This window comes from Mycobacterium pinniadriaticum (assembly GCF_026242045.1).
Lineage (GTDB): Bacteria > Actinomycetota > Actinomycetes > Mycobacteriales > Mycobacteriaceae > Mycobacterium > Mycobacterium pinniadriaticum.
The window spans coordinates 53,263-71,549 of sequence record NZ_JAPJDO010000016.1; the positions used below are offsets into that span (position 1 = coordinate 53,263).

Below are 18,287 nucleotides of genomic sequence, written 5' to 3' on the forward strand. Positions count from 1 at the left end.
CCGTGCGGATCAGCCTGCGGGATTTGGCGGTACCCATTCTCGGTGCACCAATGGCAGGGGGTCCCAGTACACCGGCCCTGGCCGCGGCGGTGTCCAACGCCGGAGGTCTCGGGTTCATCCCGGCCGGCTACCTGAGCGCCGAGAAATTCGCCGATGCCATCGCCACGACGCGGTCCCTGACGTCGTCGCCGATCGGCGTGAATATCTTCGTGCCCCAGCCGTCGGCGGCGACCGCCGACACACTGGACCGCTACCGCGAACTGCTGGCCCCGTTGGCCGATCGCTACGGCGCCGAAGTCGGTCAGCCCCACCCCGACGACGACGCGTGGCAGGCCAAGCTCGACGTCATCGCCGACACCGCACCGGAGGTGGCGACGTTCACATTCGGCTGTCCGTCCGCGGAAGTACTTGCACGCCTGGGTGATCGCGGGGTGTTCACCGCGGTGACCGTGACCAGCCTGGCTGAGGCGGGGGCGGCGGTGGCCGCCGGCGCCGACGCCCTCATCGTGCAGGGACCGGAGGCGGGCGGGCACCGCGGCACCTTCGATCCCGTCGCGGCGCCGGGCGTGGCGCCGCTCGATGCGTTGCTGGCCGCGATCGTGGCGGTCCACGAACTGCCGGTGATCGCGGCGGGCGGTCTGGCCAGTGCCGACGACGTACGGCGCGTCCTGGACGGGGGAGCGGTGGCGGCACAGGCCGGCACCGCGTTCCTGCTGTGCGACGAGGCCGGAACCAACGCCGTACACCGGGGCGCCCTCACCGACGGGCGGTTCACTGAAACGGTAGTGACACAGACATTTTCAGGCCGCTACGCTCGGGGCCTCGCCAACGACTTCACCAGACGCTATGCCGACGTGGCACCCCTGGGATATCCGGAAGTCAACCAGATGACGTCTCCGCTGCGCAGGGCCGCGGTCGCCGCCGGGGACCCGCACGGCACCAATCTGTGGGCGGGCACATCATGGCGTCGCATCAGGGGCGGCGGCGCCGGCGACATCGTCGCGGCGCTGGCCGGGCACCACGGATGAACCTGTCACGACGCCGACTGCTCGCCGGGGGCGCGACGCTGACCGCCCTGACCGCCTGCGGTAACAACACCTCGCGGACGTATCCGACGCTCATCGACCCGGCTGAACCCCTGCCGCCGATCGAGCAGCGGATCGCGGCGACGGAGAAGCGCTACAACGCCTTTGTGGGCCTGTACGGACAGAACCTCGATTCGCAGCTGCTGGTCGCCCATCGGGCTGACGACCCATTCGCGATGTGCTCGACCTTCAAGTCCTACCTCGCCGCCCGCGTGCTGCAGAAGGCCCAGGCGGGCGAACTGCGGATGACCGACACCGTTTTGATCGCTCCTGCCGATCTGGTGACGGTCAATTCCCCGCGAACCGAGCCGTACGTCGGAAAGCGGATGTCGCTGTCGGATCTGTGCGCGGCGGCACTGCAGGTGAGCGACAACACCGCGGCCAACCTGTTGCTGCGGACCATCGGCGGTCCGCCGGCGATCACCGCGTTCGCGCGGTCCATCGGCGACGACCGAACGCGGTTGGATCGCTGGGAAACCGCGTTGAATTCCGCCATCCCGGGGGATCTTCGCGACACCAGCACGCCGCGCGCACTGGGCGGCGGTGTTCAGCGCCTGCTCACCGGCGACATCCTCGACGAGTCCCACCGCGGCCAGCTCAACGACTGGATGGCCGCCAACACCACCTCCAGCATGCGGACCGGTCTGCCGCCGGGCTGGACCACGGCGGACAAGACCGGCAGCGGCGCCTACGCCAGCACCAACGACGTCGGCATCGCGTTCGGGCCCAATGGCGAACGCATTCTGCTGGCGATCATGACGCGGACGCAGTCTGACAACCCGGAGGCGGACACGCTGCGCCAGCTGGTCGCCGACGTGACGACGCTGGTGTTGCCGGAGCTGACGAAGGCGCGATGAGTTTCCCCGGCCGTGCGTGTCAGTACTGAGGATCGACCCACGCGGAGAAGAAACCGGCCGAAAGGATTCATCGTGAGTGAGTACGCCGCCCCGATCGGGGCGCCCATCTGGTTCGACTTGATGAGCAGTGATCCGGCCCGTGCCGCGGAGTTCTATCAGGAGATCTTCGGCTGGGAGGTCGAGGGGCCGCCGCAGCCGGAGTTCGGCGGTTACCAGAACTTCACCCGCAACGGTAAGCGGGTCGCCGGGCTGGTTCCGCAGATGGCCGAGGCGGGTCCGGCGAACATCTGGTCGGTGTACCTGCACACCAGCGACGGCAACGCCACCATCGCGGCGGCGCAGGCCGCGGGCGCGACGGTGATGGTGCCCCCGATGCCGGTCGGCGATCTGGGCTCGATGATGGTGGTCGTCGATCCCGCCGGGGCGGTCATCGGGTTCTGGCAGCCCGGCACACATGCCGGCTTCACCGAATGGGGTGAGCACGGCACGCCGTACTGGTTCGAATGTCAGAGCAAGGACTACGACGCGTCACTGGCGTTCTACCGCACGGTGCTCGGCGCCCGCATCGACGAGATCGGAACCGGTGGGGACCCCGACGCCGTCGGCCCCGATCGTTATGGTCAGGTCTTTGCCGGTGAGAGCGCGTATTCGGGAATCATGGACTCCGCCAAGCTGATGCCCGCCGAGGTGCCGTCGTTCTGGCAGGTCTACATCACCGTCAACGATGTGGCCGCGACGGTGAAACAGAGTGAGGCGCTGGGCGGCCAGCTGCTGATGCCCATCGAGGACACGCCGTACGGCACTCTGGCGGCTATCAAGGACCCGTTGGGTGCGCTGATCTGCCTCGGTCATCCACCGGCCGGCATGTGAGGGTAGATATCAGCCAACCGGGACGCTGCGGTGAGCAGTCCCGGTTCGCTGTGCGGGTGAGCCGTTGGCTCACAGGGTCTTTCAGGTCAGCAGGCCAGCCGGATCGGTGAACGGCAGATCCAGGTCATGGGCGACCTCGTGGTTGAGCAGGTGCCCGTGGTGGGTCGACAAGCCCTTGGCCAGCGCCGGGTCGGACAGGCAGGCGTCCTGCCAGCCCTTGTCCGCCAACTTCAGCACGTAGGGCATGGTGGCGTTCGTCAGGGCGTACGTCGACGTGCGCGGAACCGCGCCGGGCATGTTGGCCACACAGTAGAACACCGCGTCGTGCACGCGGAACGTCGGATCGTCGTGCGTGGTGGGCTTGGAATCCTCGAAGCAGCCGCCCTGGTCGATGGCGATGTCCACCAGCACAGCGCCCGGCTTCATCTGAGCCACAGTCGCATTGGTGACGAGCTTGGGGGCCTTGGCGCCGGGCACCAGGACGGCGCCGATGACCAGGTCCGCCTGCTTGACGGCGTCCTCCAGATCCAGCCGTGAGGAATAGCGGGTCTCGATCGCGCCGCCGTACTCGGCGTCGATCTTGCGCAGGATGTTGACGTTGAGGTCGAACACCGTCACGTGCGCGCCCATGCCCCAGGCGACGGCCGCGGCATTGTCACCGGCCATTCCGCCGCCGATCACGACGACCTTGGCCGGGGCGACGCCGGGGACGCCGCCCATGAGGACGCCGCGGCCGCCCTGGGTGCGCATCAGGTGGTAGGCGCCGACCTGAGCGGACAGCCGACCGGCGACCTCGCTCATCGGGGCCAGCAGCGGCAGCGCGCCGTCGGCCGTCTGCACGGTCTCGTAGGCGATCGAGGTGGTGCCGGACGCCAGCAGCGCGTCGGTGCAGGGCCGGGACGCGGCCAGGTGCAGGTAGGTGAACAGGGTCTGGCCCTTGCGCATGCGTGAGTATTCGGGCTCGATGGGTTCCTTGACCTTCAGCAGCAGATCGGCCTCGGCCCAGACCTGGTCGGCGCTGTTGATGATCTGCGCGCCGGCGGCTTTGAAGTCGGCATCCTGGATCGCCGATCCCTCGCCCGCGCCGGCTTGGACGGCCACCTCGTGGCCGTGGCGGACGAGCTCGGAAACGCCGGCCGGGGTGATGGCGACGCGGTACTCGTTGTTCTTGATCTCGGTCGGGATGCCGACACGCATGATCGCTCCTTGATCGGGAATGGACTTACAAGAATTGTGAAGAACTTTCGATGTCAAGGCAACAAAGACGACAAAGATTCAATAGAATCGCGCTATGGCCGAAGAAGTGACGAAATCTATGGGTCGTATCGGGGCCGCGCCGAAGGATGTTCGGACCGCCGAGCTTGACGAGGTCGACCGCCGGATTCTGGCGGCGCTGCACGCCGACGCGCGGATTTCCAACAGCGCCCTGGCCGACGCCGTCGGCATCGCCCCGTCGACCTGTCACGGCCGGGTCCGACGGTTACAGGACATCGGTGTGATCCGTGGCTTCTACACCGATATCGACCCCACCGCGATCGGGCTCTCGCTCCAGGCGATGATCTCGGTGAGCCTGCAAGCCAACGCCCGCGGCAAGATCGGTACCTTCATCCAGCAGATCCGGCGCAAGCCACAGGTGATGGACGTCTACTTCCTGGCCGGCGCCGACGACTTCATCATCCACGTGGCCGCCCGCGACACCGACGACCTCAGGTCGTTCGTCGTGGAGAACCTCAATGCCGACGCCGACGTGGCGGGCACCCAGACATCCCTGATCTTCGAGCACCTGCGTGGAGCCGCGCCGCTCTAGGGCGGGCTGGCCGACAGTAACGCCATGGCGACGCTGCCGGCTGTTTATCGCCGTGGCGTTACTTTCGGCGAGCCGAGGACGCGGTGGAACCCTTCGCCTTGCGCTGACTGGCGGGTTTCGCGCGATGCGTGGTGGCACGTTTGGACGTGCCGGTCGAGCGGGGCGCAGCGACCGAAGAGCGAGCCGGCTGAACCGAGGCCGACGACGGCGGCGTGGGATCCGGAATGTCGACCGGCCGGTGATACGCCCTTTCCACAATCGGCCGCAGTGCGTTGTCCAGCGCCGGGGCCAGCGGCCCCGCCCACGCGGCCAGCGGCATGACCGGAGTGGGCACCCACACGTAGGTGACGTTGCCGGGCTGCCCCGCCACCTCCGGCGTGTACCGGACGTTGTTCGGGTCGTCGAGATCGATGTTCCGATAGTTGGTGTGGATCGAGAACATTCCGGCGACGGCATTGGCGACCGCGAGCAGGTTGCGGGGATCGTCGGGCCAGTCGGCCCACCCGTCGTATTGCCGAATGACCTCGATGCCCTGGTACGCGGTGTCGGGCGGTAACCACGGATCGGTGGCGGACTCGGTCTTGCCCCGCCGGCCCCCGTACGAGTTCTCGGGGTTACCGATCGATACCCAGCTCAGCCGGGACGGGTCCGGTGCGCTGGCAGGGTCTGCGGCAAACCGGCGAAGATCGGAGTAGACGACCTGTCCACCCTGGCTGTGCCCGAACAGCACGATTTGCTCGTCGTCGGGCAGGGCATCGATCGCCTGCATGACTTTCGCCGCGCCCTGATCGGTGAACGCGCCGCCCGGAAACGCGAAGTAGTCGACCGGTTGACAGTGGTTGGGCGACTTGCACAGATCGCCCTGCAGCTGCGTCGGCGTGAAATGCCAGATGTGCTGCAGGCCGACCAAGCCGCCCTCGAGCGTGAGAACGGTTGCGGCATTGCTGATCGGTGCCGTCGCGATGAGCGCGGCGCTCATCATCGCGGCCAGCCCTGTTTGTTTGATCATCCCCGACCTCCCCAACGGAAATGGTAGGACCTGGCAAGCCGCGACGAGTCGTGTTTGCCACATTGAGTGGGGTGGCCGATGCTGTGCGGCCCGATCGCCACGCCGTTACCCAACACGGCAAAAGGGAGCGGCGGCTGATCGCTCGCCGACGAGGCCCCGCGTTGCAGGGTCTGGCCACCTTGGTGTGACCGCGTGCCGACTAGGCTGCGTCCATGCGAGTTGCGGTACTGGGAGCGAGGGGCAAAGTCGGTACGACTATGTGCGAGGCGGTGCGCGCGGCCGATGATCTGACGCTGAGCGCCGAAGTCGACGCCGGCGACCCGCTCGCACTGTTGACCGACAGCAGTACCGAAGTCGTTATCGACTTCACCCACCCCGATGTGGTGATGGACAATCTGAAGTTCCTCATCGACAACGGAATTCACGCCGTGGTCGGTACCACGGGCTTCACCGACGAGCGGCTGGAGACGGTTCGCTCGTGGCTGACCGACAAACCAGACGCCGCCGTGCTGATCGCGCCCAACTTCGCCATCGGGGCTGTGCTGTCTATGCACTTCGCCCAGAAGGCCGCGCCGTACTTCGAATCGGTGGAAGTGATCGAACTGCACCACCCGCACAAGGCCGACGCACCCTCGGGCACGGCGACGCGCACGGCACGGCTTATCGCGGAGGCGCGAAAAGATCTGCCGCCCAACCCCGATGCCACCAGTACCGGGCTCGACGGGGCCCGTGGCGCCGACGTCGACGGCATTCCGGTTCATTCCGTTCGGCTCACCGGACTGGTCGCCCACCAGGAAGTGCTCTTCGGCACGCTGGGCGAGACGCTGACCATCCGTCACGACAGCCTCGACCGGACGTCGTTCGTTCCCGGTGTCCTGCTTGCCGTCCGTCAGATCGCCACCCGGCCCGGGCTCACCATCGGAATCGAACCGCTGCTCGACCTGTGAACCCCGCGGTGCGCGTCCAGGTGCTGATCGGCCTCATGTGTGCGGCCCTGGTGGTGTACTTCGTGCTGCTGGGCCGGACGGGGATCACCCTGATCGGTACCGGCACGCCGGTGGCGATCGCGCTGGGCATCGGGGTGCTGATCCTGCCGGTGGTTGGCGCCTGGGCGATGGTTGCCACTCTACGGGCCGGGTTCGCTCATCAACGGCTGGCCCGGCTGGCCGCCGAAGCCGGGATGGAACTCGACGTGAGCGAGCTACCACGGACACCGTCGGGCCGTATCGAGCGTGACGCCGCCGACGCGCTGTTCGCCACCGTGCGGGCCGAACTTGAAGCCGACCCGGACAATTGGCAGCGGTGGTATCGGCTCGCGCGAGCCTATGACTACGCCGGCGACCGTGGCCGCGCCCGCGAGAGCATGCGCAAAGCCGTTGCGTTGCAAGCGGAAATCAGAGGAGGCTGATATCCCCGTGGGTGGCGGACTGCCACTGCGGGTCGGTTCCGCCCTGGTAGAGCCAGGAGGCATCGATGTACCAGTTCACCGGACCACAGGGCCCGCCCTGAATGCCGATGAGAGATCCCAGGTCGTTCAGGCCGCTGACGTAGGTGACGTTGCCGACGTGGACGTTATGAGGCCGAACGTGTTTGCCCGGCCGCCCCCGCCGTGTTAGCGAAACAGACCCCTGGCGCCCAGATGATTGCTGAACCCGATGCCGAGTGCCACTGCCAATCCGCCGACCCGGCCGACGTGGCCCGAACTCCCCGATGTGCCAGAACCGTGACCCCCTCGGCCGCACCGACATCGATAAGCAATGGTTCAGCACGGGACAGGCAAAATCGCTGACTCTGAGGATATTGCGAAGGTTCCGGTCCTGGTATGGACTGTTCCGGTGCCGCGCCTACTCATCGTTCACCACACACCGTCTCCGCACTGCCACGAGCTGTTCGAGGCGGTGGTGGCCGGTGCGACCGACCCCGAGATCGAGGGCGTGGAGGTCGTCCGCCGAGCGGCGCTGACGGTCTCGCCGGTCGAGATGCTGGAGGCCGACGGCTACCTGCTGGGCACCCCGGCGAACCTCGGCTATATCAGCGGTGCGCTCAAGCACGCCTTCGACCAGTCGTACTACCAGTTGCTGGACTCCACCCGTGGCCGGCCGTTCGGTGTCTACCTCCACGGCAACGAGGGGACGGAGGGAGCGGTGCGCGCCATCGACGGGATCACGACCGGGCTGGGCTGGGTGAAGGCCGTGGACCTCGTCGCGGTGATGGGCAAGCCGACGAAGGCGGATCTCGAGGAATGCTGGAACCTCGGCGCTACCGTTGCCGCGACGCTGATGGGATAGCCGTGGCGGTCGGCGGCCACTTCAGGGCATCGCCGCCGTCGAGGATGCCGCACAGCATTGGGTGGACGCCCGCCGACTAACGATACGGTCGGTGGGACGACAGCCGACTGGGAAAAGGACGTGAGGCAGCCATGGGGATCGCTGATATCGCACTGGGGGCTGCCCCAATCGCCGGGGGTGCGCTGCTGGGAGTCGCGGCGGGCAATCTGAAAACTCCCGATATCCGCGCGCTGATCAAGCAGGATCAGGATCTACTGGAGCGGATTCCGCCCGAGCAGGTTGAGCGGCGTGCCGAACTCCAGGGCACGATCGACATGCGCATCGACGATGTCATCGCCGGCATCCACCGCAATCGGGAAATACGCGCCGCAGCGGCTTCCTACACCGGTAATTGGCGCGACATCGTGGTCTTCATCTGCGCCGTCCTGTTCACCGTCGTGTGGTGGAACGTGCCGCACAGCCGCAGCAACTGGCTGGTGATGTTCATCGCCTTGATCATCCTGTCCGCGGTGGTCGCGCTCTACGCGTCACGCGGGATCATCCGAGCTCTGGCCAGCATGCGCCGAAGCCGACACCACGAAAAGCCCGCATCAGGCAGCTAGCTGCGCCCCGAAGAAATCGTTCATCGCATCCCAATGTCGCTGAGCGGCCGCCTCGTCGAAGGGAGGGTTGTCGGGCACCGCGAAGCCGTGGGCGGCCGAATACCACTCGATGATGTGCTCGACACCGGCGTCGGTGAGCGCCTTGTCCAGCGTCTCGGCCTGCTCGGCGGTGAACGACGCGTCGTCCTGAGCTCCGCCGACGTAGACCGCCGCGCTGATCCGGTCAGCCAGCAGGTGCGGGCTGTCCGGATCGTCGGAGGCCAGGCCGCCGCCGTGGAACGACATCGCCGCGGCCACCCGTTCGGGCACCCGGCCCGCGACCGTCAGCGACATCCGGCCACCCATGCAATAGCCGGTGGTGCCGAACGTCTCGCCGCTGACCTCGGGCCGCGTGGCCAGGTAATCGAAGAACGCCCGCGCGTCGGAGGCCATCGCCGCGGGCGAGACGCTGCCGATCATCGTGAACAACCGCTGTCGCTCGGCCTGGTCGGTGAACACCCTCGCCATGTCGAACGGTGCCCAGTCGCCGCTGCGGTAGTAGACGTCGGGCACCAGCACCACATACCCGAGGCCGGCCAGTCGGGTTGCCATGTCGACGAACGTCGCGCGGGGACCGCCCGCGTCGGGATACATGATCACCGCCGGCCACGGGCCTTGTCCCTCCGGGATCGCCAGGGTGACCGCGCAGGTTCCATCGGCAGTGGTGACGGTGTCAGAGATGGTCGGCATGGCATCGTTTGTACTCCCTGCGGCCCGACGTAAGCTGAGCGGCGTGCCGATCGCCACGCCGTATGAGGATCTGCTTCGACTTGTGCTGGAGCGGGGCACACCGAAATCCGATCGCACCGGCACCGGCACTCGCAGCCTGTTCGGCCATCAGCTGCGCTACGACCTGTCGGCCGGTTTCCCGCTGATCACCACCAAGAAAGTGCACTTGAAGTCAGTGGTCTACGAGCTGCTGTGGTTCCTTCGCGGCGACTCCAACGTCGCCTGGCTGCACGAACACGGGGTCGGTATCTGGGACGAATGGGCTTCTCCCACCGGCGATCTGGGCCCGGTCTATGGTGTCCAGTGGCGGTCGTGGCCGACACCGTCCGGCGAGCACATCGACCAGATCAGCGCCGCCCTGCACCTGCTGCGCACCGACCCCGACAGCCGCCGGATCATCGTCTCGGCGTGGAACGTCGGCGAGATCCCGCAAATGGCGCTGGCGCCGTGCCACGCGCTGTTCCAGTTCTACGTCGCCGACGGACGGTTGAGCTGCCAGCTCTACCAGCGCAGTGCCGACCTGTTCCTTGGCGTGCCGTTCAACATCGCCAGCTACGCGTTGCTGACCCACATGATGGCCGCGCAGGCCGGGCTGGAGGTGGGGGAGTTCGTGTGGACCGGGGGTGATTGCCACATCTACGACAACCATGTCCGGCAGGTCACCGAGCAGCTGAGCCGCGACCCTCGACCGTATCCAGAACTTGTTCTCGCACAACGTGATTCGATATTCGACTATTCCTATGAAGACGTCGAGATCCGCAACTATGATCCGCATCCGGCGATCAAGGCGCCCGTCGCGGTATGAGGGCTGCGAGTCGACGATGCGCTGCGAGGGACGAGCAGGGCGGAGGAGCGAGCGAATGGGCTGGGGCCTGATCTGGGCGCAGTCGACCTCGGGTGTCATCGGCCGCGACGGCGGTATCCCGTGGCGCCTGCCCGAGGACCTGGCCCGCTTCAAGGACCTGACGATGGGACACACGGTCGTGATGGGCCGGCGGACCTGGGAGTCGCTGCCGGCCACGGTACGGCCACTGCCGGGGCGCAGAAATGTCGTACTCACCCGGCAAGCTGACTACATGGCTGACGGCGCGACTGTGGTGACCGACCTCGCGGAGGCGCTCACCGACCAGACATGGGTGATCGGAGGGGGCGAGATCTATCATCTCGCGCTCCCGGCGGCGACTCGCTGTGAGGTGACCGAGGTCGGGATCGACCTGCACCTCGAGGACGACGATGCCCTGGCCCCGGTACTCGACGAATCCTGGGTCGGCACCACCGGCCCCTGGCTGGACAGCCGCTCCGGGCTGCGCTACCGGTTCCACAGTTTCCTGCGGGCATGACCCGGCTGTCCGCCGACCAGGCCCGCCGCGTCGCAGTCGCCGCCCAGGGCCTGGCCGAGCCCAAACCGCGCGGCCCGGTCAGCCGCGCGCATCTGCGCCGGCTGATCGGGCGCATCCAGGTGTTGCAGCTCGACTCGGTGTCCGTGGCGGTACGCGCCCATTACGCCCCGGTGTTCAGCAGATTGGGCCCCTACGACCGGGACGTGCTCGACGGTGCGGCGTGGAGCCACCGCGCCCGTGCGCCGCGGCTTCTCGTGGAGTACTGGGCGCACGAGGCCGCGCTGATGGCCGTCGAGGACTGGCCGCTGCTGCGGTGGCGGATGCGGGAATACACCCACGGCCGCTGGGGCAGCGAGATCGTCAAGAAGAACCCGCGGCTGGCGGAGAAGATTCTGGCCGCCGTCGCCGAGCTCGGGCCGAGCACCGCGGGTCAGATCGAGGCGCACCTGGAATCCGAGCCGCGTGGGCGCAAAGGTCCGTGGTGGGACCGCAGCGACACCAAGTGGGTGGCCGAGGCGTTGTGGTCGTCGGGCGCCCTGACCACGGCGACCCGGGTCGGGTTCGCCCGTCACTACGACCTCAGCGAACGAGTGCTGCCGCCTGAGGTGTTCACCCGCGAGGTGGACGACGACGAAGCGGTGCGCGAGCTGGTGCTGCGTGCCGCCGGTGCTCTCGGTGTGGCCACCGAACCCGACCTGCGGGACTATTTCCGGCTCAGTCCCAAGCAGAGCAAGCCCGCCCTCGCCGCATTGGTCGCCGAGGGCGAGCTCGAGGAAGTCGAGGTGGCCGGCTGGTCGGCGCCGGCGTACCTGCGCCCAGGGCAGGCCGTGCCCAGGGCAGACCGTGGTACGGCGCTGCTATGCCCGTTCGACCCGCTGATCTTCTTCCGGCCCCGGGTGGAGCGACTGTTCGGATTCCACTACCGGATCGAGATCTACACCCCGGCGCCCAAACGCCAATTCGGTTACTACGTATGGCCTTTTCTGCTCGACGGGAAACTGGTCGGCCGGGTGGATCTGAAACGTACCGACGGTGCGCTGCACGTGGTCGGGGCGTTCGCCGAAGACGGACAGGAGCCGGCCGCCATCGCCCCGCGACTGGCCCATGAGTTGCAGACGATGGCGTCCTGGTTGGGGCTCGGTGGCATCACGGTCGGGGAGCGGGGAGAGCTGGCGTCGGCGCTCCGAAAATCGTTGCGCTGAAAGCTCAATGCGCCGGCAGCACGCGGTCGGCTGTCTTGTCGGTGCTCAGACACAGTGAGCACACGTGCGAATCGTGGGTTTCGCAGGCAGCCATATCGGGGCGTTCGTATTCGATTCCGCACGCGTGGCAGAGCAGATGCACGTCGACGGGATTACCGTGCTCGTCATACATCGGCATGTCGATCCCGTCATGGTCGCGGCGCAGGTAGTACTTGCCCTTGGTGGCGACTGCGAAGACCGGCGGCAATGCATCTGCTAATTCAGCGGAATGGCATTGTCGCCCTTGGACTCCTGATAGCGCTGCGAGAGAACCTGGTACTGCCCCTTGATGCGGTCGCGTTGTTGCCGGAGCTCTGTGCGTAGCGGCTCGGCCTCGGCCTCGACGAGCGCGGTGATGGAGTACGCGGTCCAGAAGGCGTTGCTGCGCTGATAGCCGCTGGGAGGCAAGCCGAAAACCTCGGAGAGGATCTTGAGGTCATGCGGGATGGCGAAGGCGTCTCGGGAATCCTCGTGACTGAAAAAATAGTAGAAGTTGTCGAAGCCCGCCCAGGTGATCGCCGACATGCACATGGTGCACGGCTCGTGCGTGGACAGGAATACCAGGTCGCGGGTGGGCGGCCGGTCGGCCAGCTCGTAGAACTGCTTGAGAGTGTGTATCTCGCCGTGCCACAGGGGATTAACGATCTCGCTGTTGGTGCCGGCGATCACCAGGGATAGGTCGGATTTCCGCAGGATCGCCGCGCCGAAGACTTTATTGCCCGCGGCCACGCCCGACTCGGTGATCGGCAGGATGTCGGTGTCGATCACATCCAGCAGCCGGCGGACGATCGTCGAGGACATGGCCCAGGTTAACGCGAGGACCCCGCCGGGCGCGCGCCGACGGAGGTCATCGAGGCCAGCGCGCCCAGCGCCTCGTCGATGGCGGCCACCAGGTCTCGGGTGCCGCCCTCGGCGGCCCAGGCGGTTATCGCGGCGCCGGCCGCGGCGACGATCGCCGCGGCCTGAGCGTTGGTGACCAGGTCGGGGCCGGGCGCCTCGGCGCGCCGGGCCAGTGCGTCGGCGATCAGGTCACGAGTGGCCTCCTGGGCAATCCAATTGCGCGCCTGCAGCGCCGGCGTGCTGAGCAGCAGCCTGCTGCGGATCAGAATCGTGTCGCGGTCGGTCGGCAGGACCATCTCGAGGCCGGCCCGCATGGCGGCGGCGACGGCTTCCAGCGGCGACTCCTCGGGTGGACGGGCGACGATCAGATCAGCCATCATCGGGTCGTATTCGTCGTACTCGACGACTTCCTCCTTGCGGGGGAAGTGCCGGAAGAACGTCATGTGTGACACGCCCGCCGCCGCGGCGATCTCCTCGACGGTGGTCTCGTCGTAGCCCTTCGTCACGAACAAGCGCAAGGCGTGATCCTGGATCGAACGCCGTGTCTGGGCCTTCTTCGCCGAGCGCCAGTCATCGGTCATCGGGCGAGAATACCTGCCGGAGAACCCAATTGAGATGAGAGCCAGGCGCGGAGCTTCTCCGGATCGGAGCCGCGCCAGGCCAGGTGCGCGTCCGGTCGCACCAGGAGGGTGTGGCTGTCGGTGCCGTCGAAGCCCGCCACCAGGTCCCCGAGGCGTTCGGCGGCCACCGCCGCCAGTCGGGAATCGCCGATGACGGCCCAGCCGGGGCCGAGAGCGTCGAAGAGCCGCACCGTCACCCCGCCGGCACCGGTCAGTGAGCGGTCGGGAATCCGGTCGCCCGGCTGCGGCCCGGACAGCCCTGGCCGAGTCGGGCTGCCCAGCGGGCCGCGCCGGTAGGAGATCTGCAACTGGGACGCCTTGTCGGTGATCAGCCGCTGCATCCATTCCCGGTTGAGCAGCGGCACGGCCACCCGGTCGCGCAGCCAGCGTCGGACCGGGCCGTCGCCCATCACGATCCGGGTCAGCCCGCTGGTGGTTTCGAGCACGTCCTCGGCGACCGGGCGGCGTTCGGCGCCGTAGGTGTCGACGAGGCGGGTCTCGGCGCGCCCACGGATTACCAGGGCGAGTTTCCATGCCAGGTTTTCGGCGTCGCCGATGCCGGTGTTCATGCCCTGCCCGCCGAACGGGCTGTGGATGTGAGCGGCGTCGCCGGCCAGCAATACCCGGCCGCGGCGATAGGTGTCGGCCAGGCGGCGCTGGATACGGAACGTCGATGTCCACTCCACCGAGCGAACCGCCCCGACCGTACCGGGCGGAAACCGTCCGCAGAGATGGCCGGCGATGTCTTCACTCCCGGAGTCGTCGGCGAAACTCGGCGGCGCGGGCGCCATCAACCGCCACAGATCCGTGCCGGGGAGCGGGAATGCGGCGAGCATGGCGTCGTCGCCCAACCAGGTCGTCACGCCGTCGCGCGGGCGGTCGACGTCGGCTCGGACATCGGCGAGCAGAAACCGCTCGACCAGCGGGACGCCGGGAAACCCGATGTCGACCGCCTTGCGGACCGCGCTGTGCGCGCCGTCGGCGCCGACTACCCACTGCGCATCGATCTGGCTGCCGTCGTCGAGCCGGACTCCGGCCGCGTTGGAACCGACGATCAAGCCCGCGACACCGTGGCCCCATTCGACGTCACCGCCGAGCGCGGCCAGGCGGTGGCGCAGCGCCGCCTCGATGTCGGCCTGCGACATGATCAGCGCGCGGGGCCCGTTGAGCGAGGTGTTCTGCGCGACCCGCAGATTGGCCAGCTCGCGTCCGCCGGCGATCATCGTCACCCGGTCGACCGGCAACGCCCGCTGCGGTAGGTCGCCGAGCGCGCCGAGCCGGTCGAGGACCTCGACTCCACGGGGCTGCAGTCCCAGCGCCCGCGACGTCGTCGCCGGCCCCGGTGCCTTGTCGACGACCCGCACCGCCACTCCCGCGGCGAGCAACCCGCAGGCGAGTGAGAGCCCGGTCGGTCCCGCTCCGACCACGACCACGTCGGTGCCCATCGCGCCTCCCTTGGTGTTAGTTCCTCACATGTTAGTGACTAACATCAGGTATGGGAAGTCCCTGTTCGGCCTGCCCACTAAGGTGAGTCCGTGGCCGAGACCGCGCCGCTGCGCGTGCAGCTGATCGCCAAGACTGAATTCCTGCCGCCGGCCGACGTGCCCTGGAGCACCGACGCCGACGGTGGTCAGGCGCTGCTCGAGTTCGCCGGTCGCGCCTGTTATCAGAGCTGGTCCAAGCCCAATCCCCGGACCGCCACCAACGCGTCGTACCTCAAGCACATCATCGACGTGGGCCACTTCTCGGTGCTCGAGCACGCCTCGGTGTCCTTCTACATCACCGGCATCTCCCGGTCCTGCACGCACGAGCTCATCCGGCACCGGCACTTCTCCTATTCGCAACTGTCCCAGCGTTACGTTCCCGAGACCGAGGCGCAGGTCGTCCTGCCGCCCGGACTGGAGGACGACCCGGGGCTGCAGCAGATCCTGCTCGCCGCCGCCGACGCCAGTCGCGCCGCCTATCTGGAGCTGCTGACCCGGCTGGAAGCCAAGTTCATGGCGGGTGCGCCCGCCGGGAACACAGCGGTACTGCGACGCAAGCAGGCCCGGCAGGCCGCGCGAGCGGTGCTGCCCAATGACACCGAGACCCGCATCGTGGTCAGCGGGAACTACCGTGCCTGGCGGCATTTCATCGCGATGCGGGCCAGTGAGCACGCCGACGTGGAGATCCGCCGGCTGGCGATCGCGTGCTTGCGGGAACTGGCCGCCGCCGCACCCGCCGTCTTCGCCGATTTCGAGATCGCCGAACTGGCCGACGGCACGGAGGTCGCGACGTCCCCGCTGGCTACGGAGGCCTGAGGTGAGCGGGTATTCTGGCTGTCCGTGAGCACCAGCGGATTCGACGTCAGCGCCCGGTTGGGCACCGTTCTGACCGCGATGGTGACGCCGTTCAAGCCGGACGGCACGCTGGACACTGAAACCGCCGCCCGGGTGGCCACCCACCTGGTCGACTCCGGTTGCGACGGACTGGTGTTGTCCGGCACCACCGGTGAGTCGCCGACGACCACCGACACCGAGAAGCTGGCCCTGATCCGCGCCGTCCTGGAGGCCGTTGGCGACCGGGCCCGCATCATCGCCGGCGCCGGTACCTACGACACCGCGCACAGCGTGCATCTGGCCAAGGCCGCCGCGGCCGAGGGCGCCCACGGCCTTCTCGTCGTCACGCCGTACTACTCGCGGCCGCCGCAGTCCGGACTGGTCGCCCACTTCACAGCGGTGGCCGACGCGACCGATCTGCCGGTGATCCTGTACGACATCCCGCCGCGCTCGGTCATCGGAATCGACTGGGACACCATGCGTACCGTGTCGGCGCATCCCAACATCGTCGCGGTCAAGGACGCCAAAGCCGATCTGCACGGCGGCGCCCAGATCATGGCCGAGACGGGCCTGGCCTACTACTCCGGCGATGACGCGCTGAATCTGCCCTGGCTGGCGATGGGTGCGGTCGGTTTCATCAGCGTGTGGGGGCACGTGGCAGCGAGCCAGCTGCGAGATATGTTGAGTGCCTTCAACTCCGGTGATATCGCCACCGCGCGGAAGATCGCCGTGACGTTGGCGCCGATGAACGCCGCGCAGACGCGTCTGGGTGGCGTCACCCTGGCGAAGGCCGGTCTGCGCCTGCTGGGCATCGACGCGGGCGAGCCGCGGCTGCCGCAGATGCCGGCCACCCCCGGGCAGCTCGAGGAGCTGGCCGCCGACCTCCGCGCGGCAGCAGTCTTGCGATGAACACCGAGCTGTCACCTCCCGGGCCCCTGGCCCCGGGGGGCCTGCGCGTGACCGCGCTGGGCGGTATCAACGAAATCGGCCGCAACATGACCGTTTTCGAGCATCTCGGCCGATTGCTCATCATCGACTGCGGGGTGTTGTTCCCCAACCATGACGAGCCCGGTGTCGACCTGATCCTGCCCGACCTACGGCTGATCGAAGACCGGCTCGATGACGTCGAGGCCCTGGTCCTCACGCATGCTCACGAGGACCACATCGGCGCCATCCCGTTCCTGCTGAAGCTGCGCTCCGATATCCCGGTGGTGGGCTCGAAGTTCACGCTGGCGCTGGTGGCCGCCAAATGCCGTGAGCACCGGATCAACCCGGTGTTCGTCGAAGTGGCCGAGGGGCAGCGCAGCACCCACGGCGTGTTCGAATGCCAGTACTTCGCGGTGAACCATTCGATTCCCGACGCGCTGGCGATCGCCATCCACACCGGTGCCGGCACCGTCCTGCACACCGGGGACATCAAGCTCGACCAGCTGCCGCTTGACGGCCGGCCCACCGACCTGCCCGGCATGTCGCGGCTGGGTGACGCCGGGGTGGACCTGTTCTTGTGCGACTCGACCAACTCCGAGCTCCCCGGGGTGGGGCCCTCGGAGAGCGAGGTCGGGCCCAATCTGCACCGGCTGATGCGCGGTGCCGACGGGCAACGGATCATCGTGGCCTGCTTCGCCTCGAACGTCGACCGGGTACAGCAGATCGTCGACGCCGCGATCGCACTGGGCCGGCGGGTCTCCTTCGTCGGCCGGTCGATGCTGCGCAACATGGCCATCGCCCGCGAATTGGGCTTCCTGCATGTCGACGACCAGGACGTGGTCGACATCTCGATGGCCGAGGAGATGATGCCGGGGCAGGTGGTGCTGATCACCACCGGCACACAGGGTGAGCCCATGGCGGCACTGTCGCGGATGTCGCGTGGCGAGCACCGCAGCATCACGATCACCTCCGACGACCTGATCATCCTGTCTTCGTCGCTGATCCCCGGCAACGAGGAGGCGGTCTACGGGGTGATCGACGACCTGGCCAAGATCGGCGCCAGGGTGGTGACGAATCAGCAAGTGCGGGTACATGTTTCCGGGCACGCCTACTCGGGAGAACTGCTGTTTCTGTACAACGGGGTGCGACCGCGCAACGTGATGCCGGTGCACGGCACCTGGCGCATGTTGCGGGCCAACGCCAAACTGGCCGCCCGGAGCGGTGTGCCCGAGGACCGCATCGTGTTGGCCGAGAGCGGCGTCAGCGTCGACCTGGTGGGCGGCCGCGTCGCGATCGCGGGCGCGGTGCCGGTCGGCAAGATGTTCGTCGACGGGCTGATCACCGGCGATGTGGGCGACGCGACGGTGGGCGAGCGGTTGATCCTGAGTTCGGGCTTCGTCGCGGTGACGATCGTGCTGCATCGCGATACGGGACGGCTCGCCGCCCCGCCGCATCTGCACTCGCGTGGCTTCTCCGAGGATGCCAAGGCGCTGGAGCCGGTGACGCGCAAGGTCGAGGCGGAGCTGGAATCGCTTGCCGCCGACAATGTCGCCGATCCGGTTCGGATCGCTCAGGTGGTGCGGCGCACGGTGGGCAAATGGGTGGGGGAGACCTACCGGCGCCAGCCGATGATCGTGCCGACCGTCATCGAGATCTAGCCTTTCCTCGCGCGAGCAGACGCAAACGGGCCGCGACACGCCGTTATTTCGGGACTT

20 protein-coding genes and 1 pseudogene are annotated in these 18,287 nt (G+C 67.7%); 14 read left to right on the top strand and 7 right to left on the bottom strand.

What is annotated here, in order from left to right; all coding sequences use genetic code 11:
- Positions 1-2: 2 nt before the first annotated feature.
- The 3 genes from ORI27_RS18265 (at position 3) to ORI27_RS18275 (ending at position 2,812) form a co-directional block, all read left to right on the top strand.
- Entirely contained in the window at positions 3-1,028 is a 1,026-nt protein-coding gene (locus ORI27_RS18265; protein WP_265998423.1) for a nitronate monooxygenase, read from the top strand.
- A complete protein-coding gene (gene bla / locus ORI27_RS18270; protein WP_265998422.1) occupies positions 1,025-1,942 on the top strand; it encodes a class A beta-lactamase in 918 nt (305 codons plus the stop codon). Before ORI27_RS18265 ends, bla begins: the two co-directional genes overlap by 4 nt.
- Positions 1,943-2,014: 72 nt before the next feature.
- The gene (locus ORI27_RS18275) at positions 2,015-2,812 is read left to right on the top strand and encodes a VOC family protein (RefSeq protein ID WP_265998421.1); all 798 of its coding nucleotides are present in this window, start codon (positions 2,015-2,017) and stop codon (positions 2,810-2,812) included.
- A gap of 81 nt (positions 2,813-2,893) precedes the next feature.
- Here the strand turns inward: ORI27_RS18275 and ald are convergent, their stop codons facing one another.
- Entirely contained in the window at positions 2,894-4,009 is a 1,116-nt protein-coding gene (gene ald / locus ORI27_RS18280) for an alanine dehydrogenase (protein WP_265998420.1), read from the bottom strand.
- Between the two features lie 94 nt (positions 4,010-4,103).
- Between ald and aldR the strand changes: the two genes are divergently transcribed.
- Positions 4,104-4,619, top strand: coding sequence for an HTH-type transcriptional regulator AldR (aldR, locus tag ORI27_RS18285; protein WP_265998419.1), 516 nt, complete (start codon positions 4,104-4,106; stop codon positions 4,617-4,619).
- A 58-nt stretch (positions 4,620-4,677) separates the two neighbouring features.
- Here aldR and ORI27_RS18290 read toward each other — a convergent pair whose 3' ends face one another.
- Positions 4,678-5,628: a PE-PPE domain-containing protein gene (locus ORI27_RS18290; RefSeq protein ID WP_265998418.1), complete on the bottom strand. Its 951-nt coding sequence runs from the start codon at positions 5,626-5,628 to the stop codon at positions 4,678-4,680.
- Between the two features lie 212 nt (positions 5,629-5,840).
- Between ORI27_RS18290 and dapB the strand changes: the two genes are divergently transcribed.
- From dapB to ORI27_RS18310, 4 genes are all read left to right on the top strand, one after another.
- On the top strand, positions 5,841-6,575 hold the full coding sequence (gene dapB, locus ORI27_RS18295; RefSeq protein ID WP_265998417.1) for a 4-hydroxy-tetrahydrodipicolinate reductase: 735 nt from the start codon (positions 5,841-5,843) through the stop codon (positions 6,573-6,575).
- A gap of 35 nt (positions 6,576-6,610) precedes the next feature.
- Positions 6,611-7,036 (top strand): tetratricopeptide repeat protein, encoded by a 426-nt coding sequence (locus ORI27_RS18300; RefSeq protein WP_265998472.1) that lies wholly within the window; start codon positions 6,611-6,613, stop codon positions 7,034-7,036.
- A 427-nt stretch (positions 7,037-7,463) separates the two neighbouring features.
- Positions 7,464-7,916 carry a flavodoxin family protein gene (locus tag ORI27_RS18305; RefSeq protein WP_265998416.1) on the top strand — a complete coding sequence of 151 codons (453 nt, stop codon included), beginning with the start codon at positions 7,464-7,466 and terminating at the stop codon, positions 7,914-7,916.
- Between the two features lie 131 nt (positions 7,917-8,047).
- On the top strand, positions 8,048-8,518 hold the full coding sequence (locus tag ORI27_RS18310) for a hypothetical protein (RefSeq protein WP_265998415.1): 471 nt from the start codon (positions 8,048-8,050) through the stop codon (positions 8,516-8,518).
- Here the strand turns inward: ORI27_RS18310 and ORI27_RS18315 are convergent.
- The gene (locus tag ORI27_RS18315) at positions 8,507-9,247 is read right to left on the bottom strand and encodes a dienelactone hydrolase family protein (protein ID WP_265998414.1); all 741 of its coding nucleotides are present in this window, start codon (positions 9,245-9,247) and stop codon (positions 8,507-8,509) included. The two genes, ORI27_RS18310 and ORI27_RS18315, sit on opposite strands and share 12 nt — an antisense overlap.
- Positions 9,248-9,290: 43 nt before the next feature.
- On the opposite strand from ORI27_RS18315, the gene ORI27_RS18320 reads away from it, so the two are divergent.
- The 3 genes from ORI27_RS18320 to ORI27_RS18330 are packed head-to-tail and all read left to right on the top strand — an operon-like array spanning position 9,291 to position 11,828.
- Positions 9,291-10,091, top strand: coding sequence for a thymidylate synthase (locus ORI27_RS18320; RefSeq protein ID WP_265998412.1), 801 nt, complete (start codon positions 9,291-9,293; stop codon positions 10,089-10,091).
- A 55-nt stretch (positions 10,092-10,146) separates the two neighbouring features.
- Positions 10,147-10,626, top strand: coding sequence for a dihydrofolate reductase (locus ORI27_RS18325; RefSeq protein WP_265998411.1), 480 nt, complete (start codon positions 10,147-10,149; stop codon positions 10,624-10,626).
- Complete coding sequence (locus ORI27_RS18330; RefSeq protein WP_265998410.1) at positions 10,623-11,828, top strand: winged helix-turn-helix domain-containing protein; 1,206 nt, start codon at positions 10,623-10,625, stop codon at positions 11,826-11,828. Before ORI27_RS18325 ends, ORI27_RS18330 begins: the two co-directional genes overlap by 4 nt.
- 4 nt (positions 11,829-11,832) lie before the next feature.
- On the opposite strand, the pseudogene ORI27_RS18335 reads toward ORI27_RS18330, so the two are convergent.
- The 4 genes and pseudogenes from ORI27_RS18335 to ORI27_RS18350 form a co-directional block, all read right to left on the bottom strand.
- A pseudogene (locus ORI27_RS18335) lies at positions 11,833-12,087 on the bottom strand (hypothetical protein); the annotation flags it as partial.
- The gene (locus tag ORI27_RS18340; protein ID WP_265998409.1) at positions 12,084-12,635 is read right to left on the bottom strand and encodes a deaminase; all 552 of its coding nucleotides are present in this window, start codon (positions 12,633-12,635) and stop codon (positions 12,084-12,086) included. The pseudogene ORI27_RS18335 and the gene ORI27_RS18340, both read right to left, overlap by 4 nt.
- Before the next feature lie 41 nt (positions 12,636-12,676).
- Entirely contained in the window at positions 12,677-13,288 is a 612-nt protein-coding gene (locus ORI27_RS18345) for a TetR/AcrR family transcriptional regulator (protein WP_265998408.1), read from the bottom strand.
- On the bottom strand, positions 13,285-14,772 hold the full coding sequence (locus ORI27_RS18350; RefSeq protein WP_265998407.1) for an FAD-dependent oxidoreductase: 1,488 nt from the start codon (positions 14,770-14,772) through the stop codon (positions 13,285-13,287). Before ORI27_RS18350 ends, ORI27_RS18345 begins: the two co-directional genes overlap by 4 nt.
- A 90-nt stretch (positions 14,773-14,862) precedes the next feature.
- On the opposite strand from ORI27_RS18350, the gene thyX reads away from it, so the two are divergent.
- From thyX to ORI27_RS18365, 3 genes are read left to right on the top strand one after another with little or no spacing between them, the layout of a single operon-like run.
- Positions 14,863-15,627, top strand: coding sequence for an FAD-dependent thymidylate synthase (thyX, locus tag ORI27_RS18355; RefSeq protein WP_265998406.1), 765 nt, complete (start codon positions 14,863-14,865; stop codon positions 15,625-15,627).
- A 24-nt stretch (positions 15,628-15,651) separates the two neighbouring features.
- Positions 15,652-16,554, top strand: a complete 903-nt coding sequence (dapA, locus tag ORI27_RS18360) for a 4-hydroxy-tetrahydrodipicolinate synthase (protein ID WP_265998405.1) — start codon at positions 15,652-15,654, stop codon at positions 16,552-16,554.
- Positions 16,551-18,230: a ribonuclease J gene (locus ORI27_RS18365; RefSeq protein ID WP_265998404.1), complete on the top strand. Its 1,680-nt coding sequence runs from the start codon at positions 16,551-16,553 to the stop codon at positions 18,228-18,230. The genes dapA and ORI27_RS18365 overlap by 4 nt, the downstream gene beginning before the upstream one ends.
- Positions 18,231-18,287: the final 57 nt, after the last annotated feature.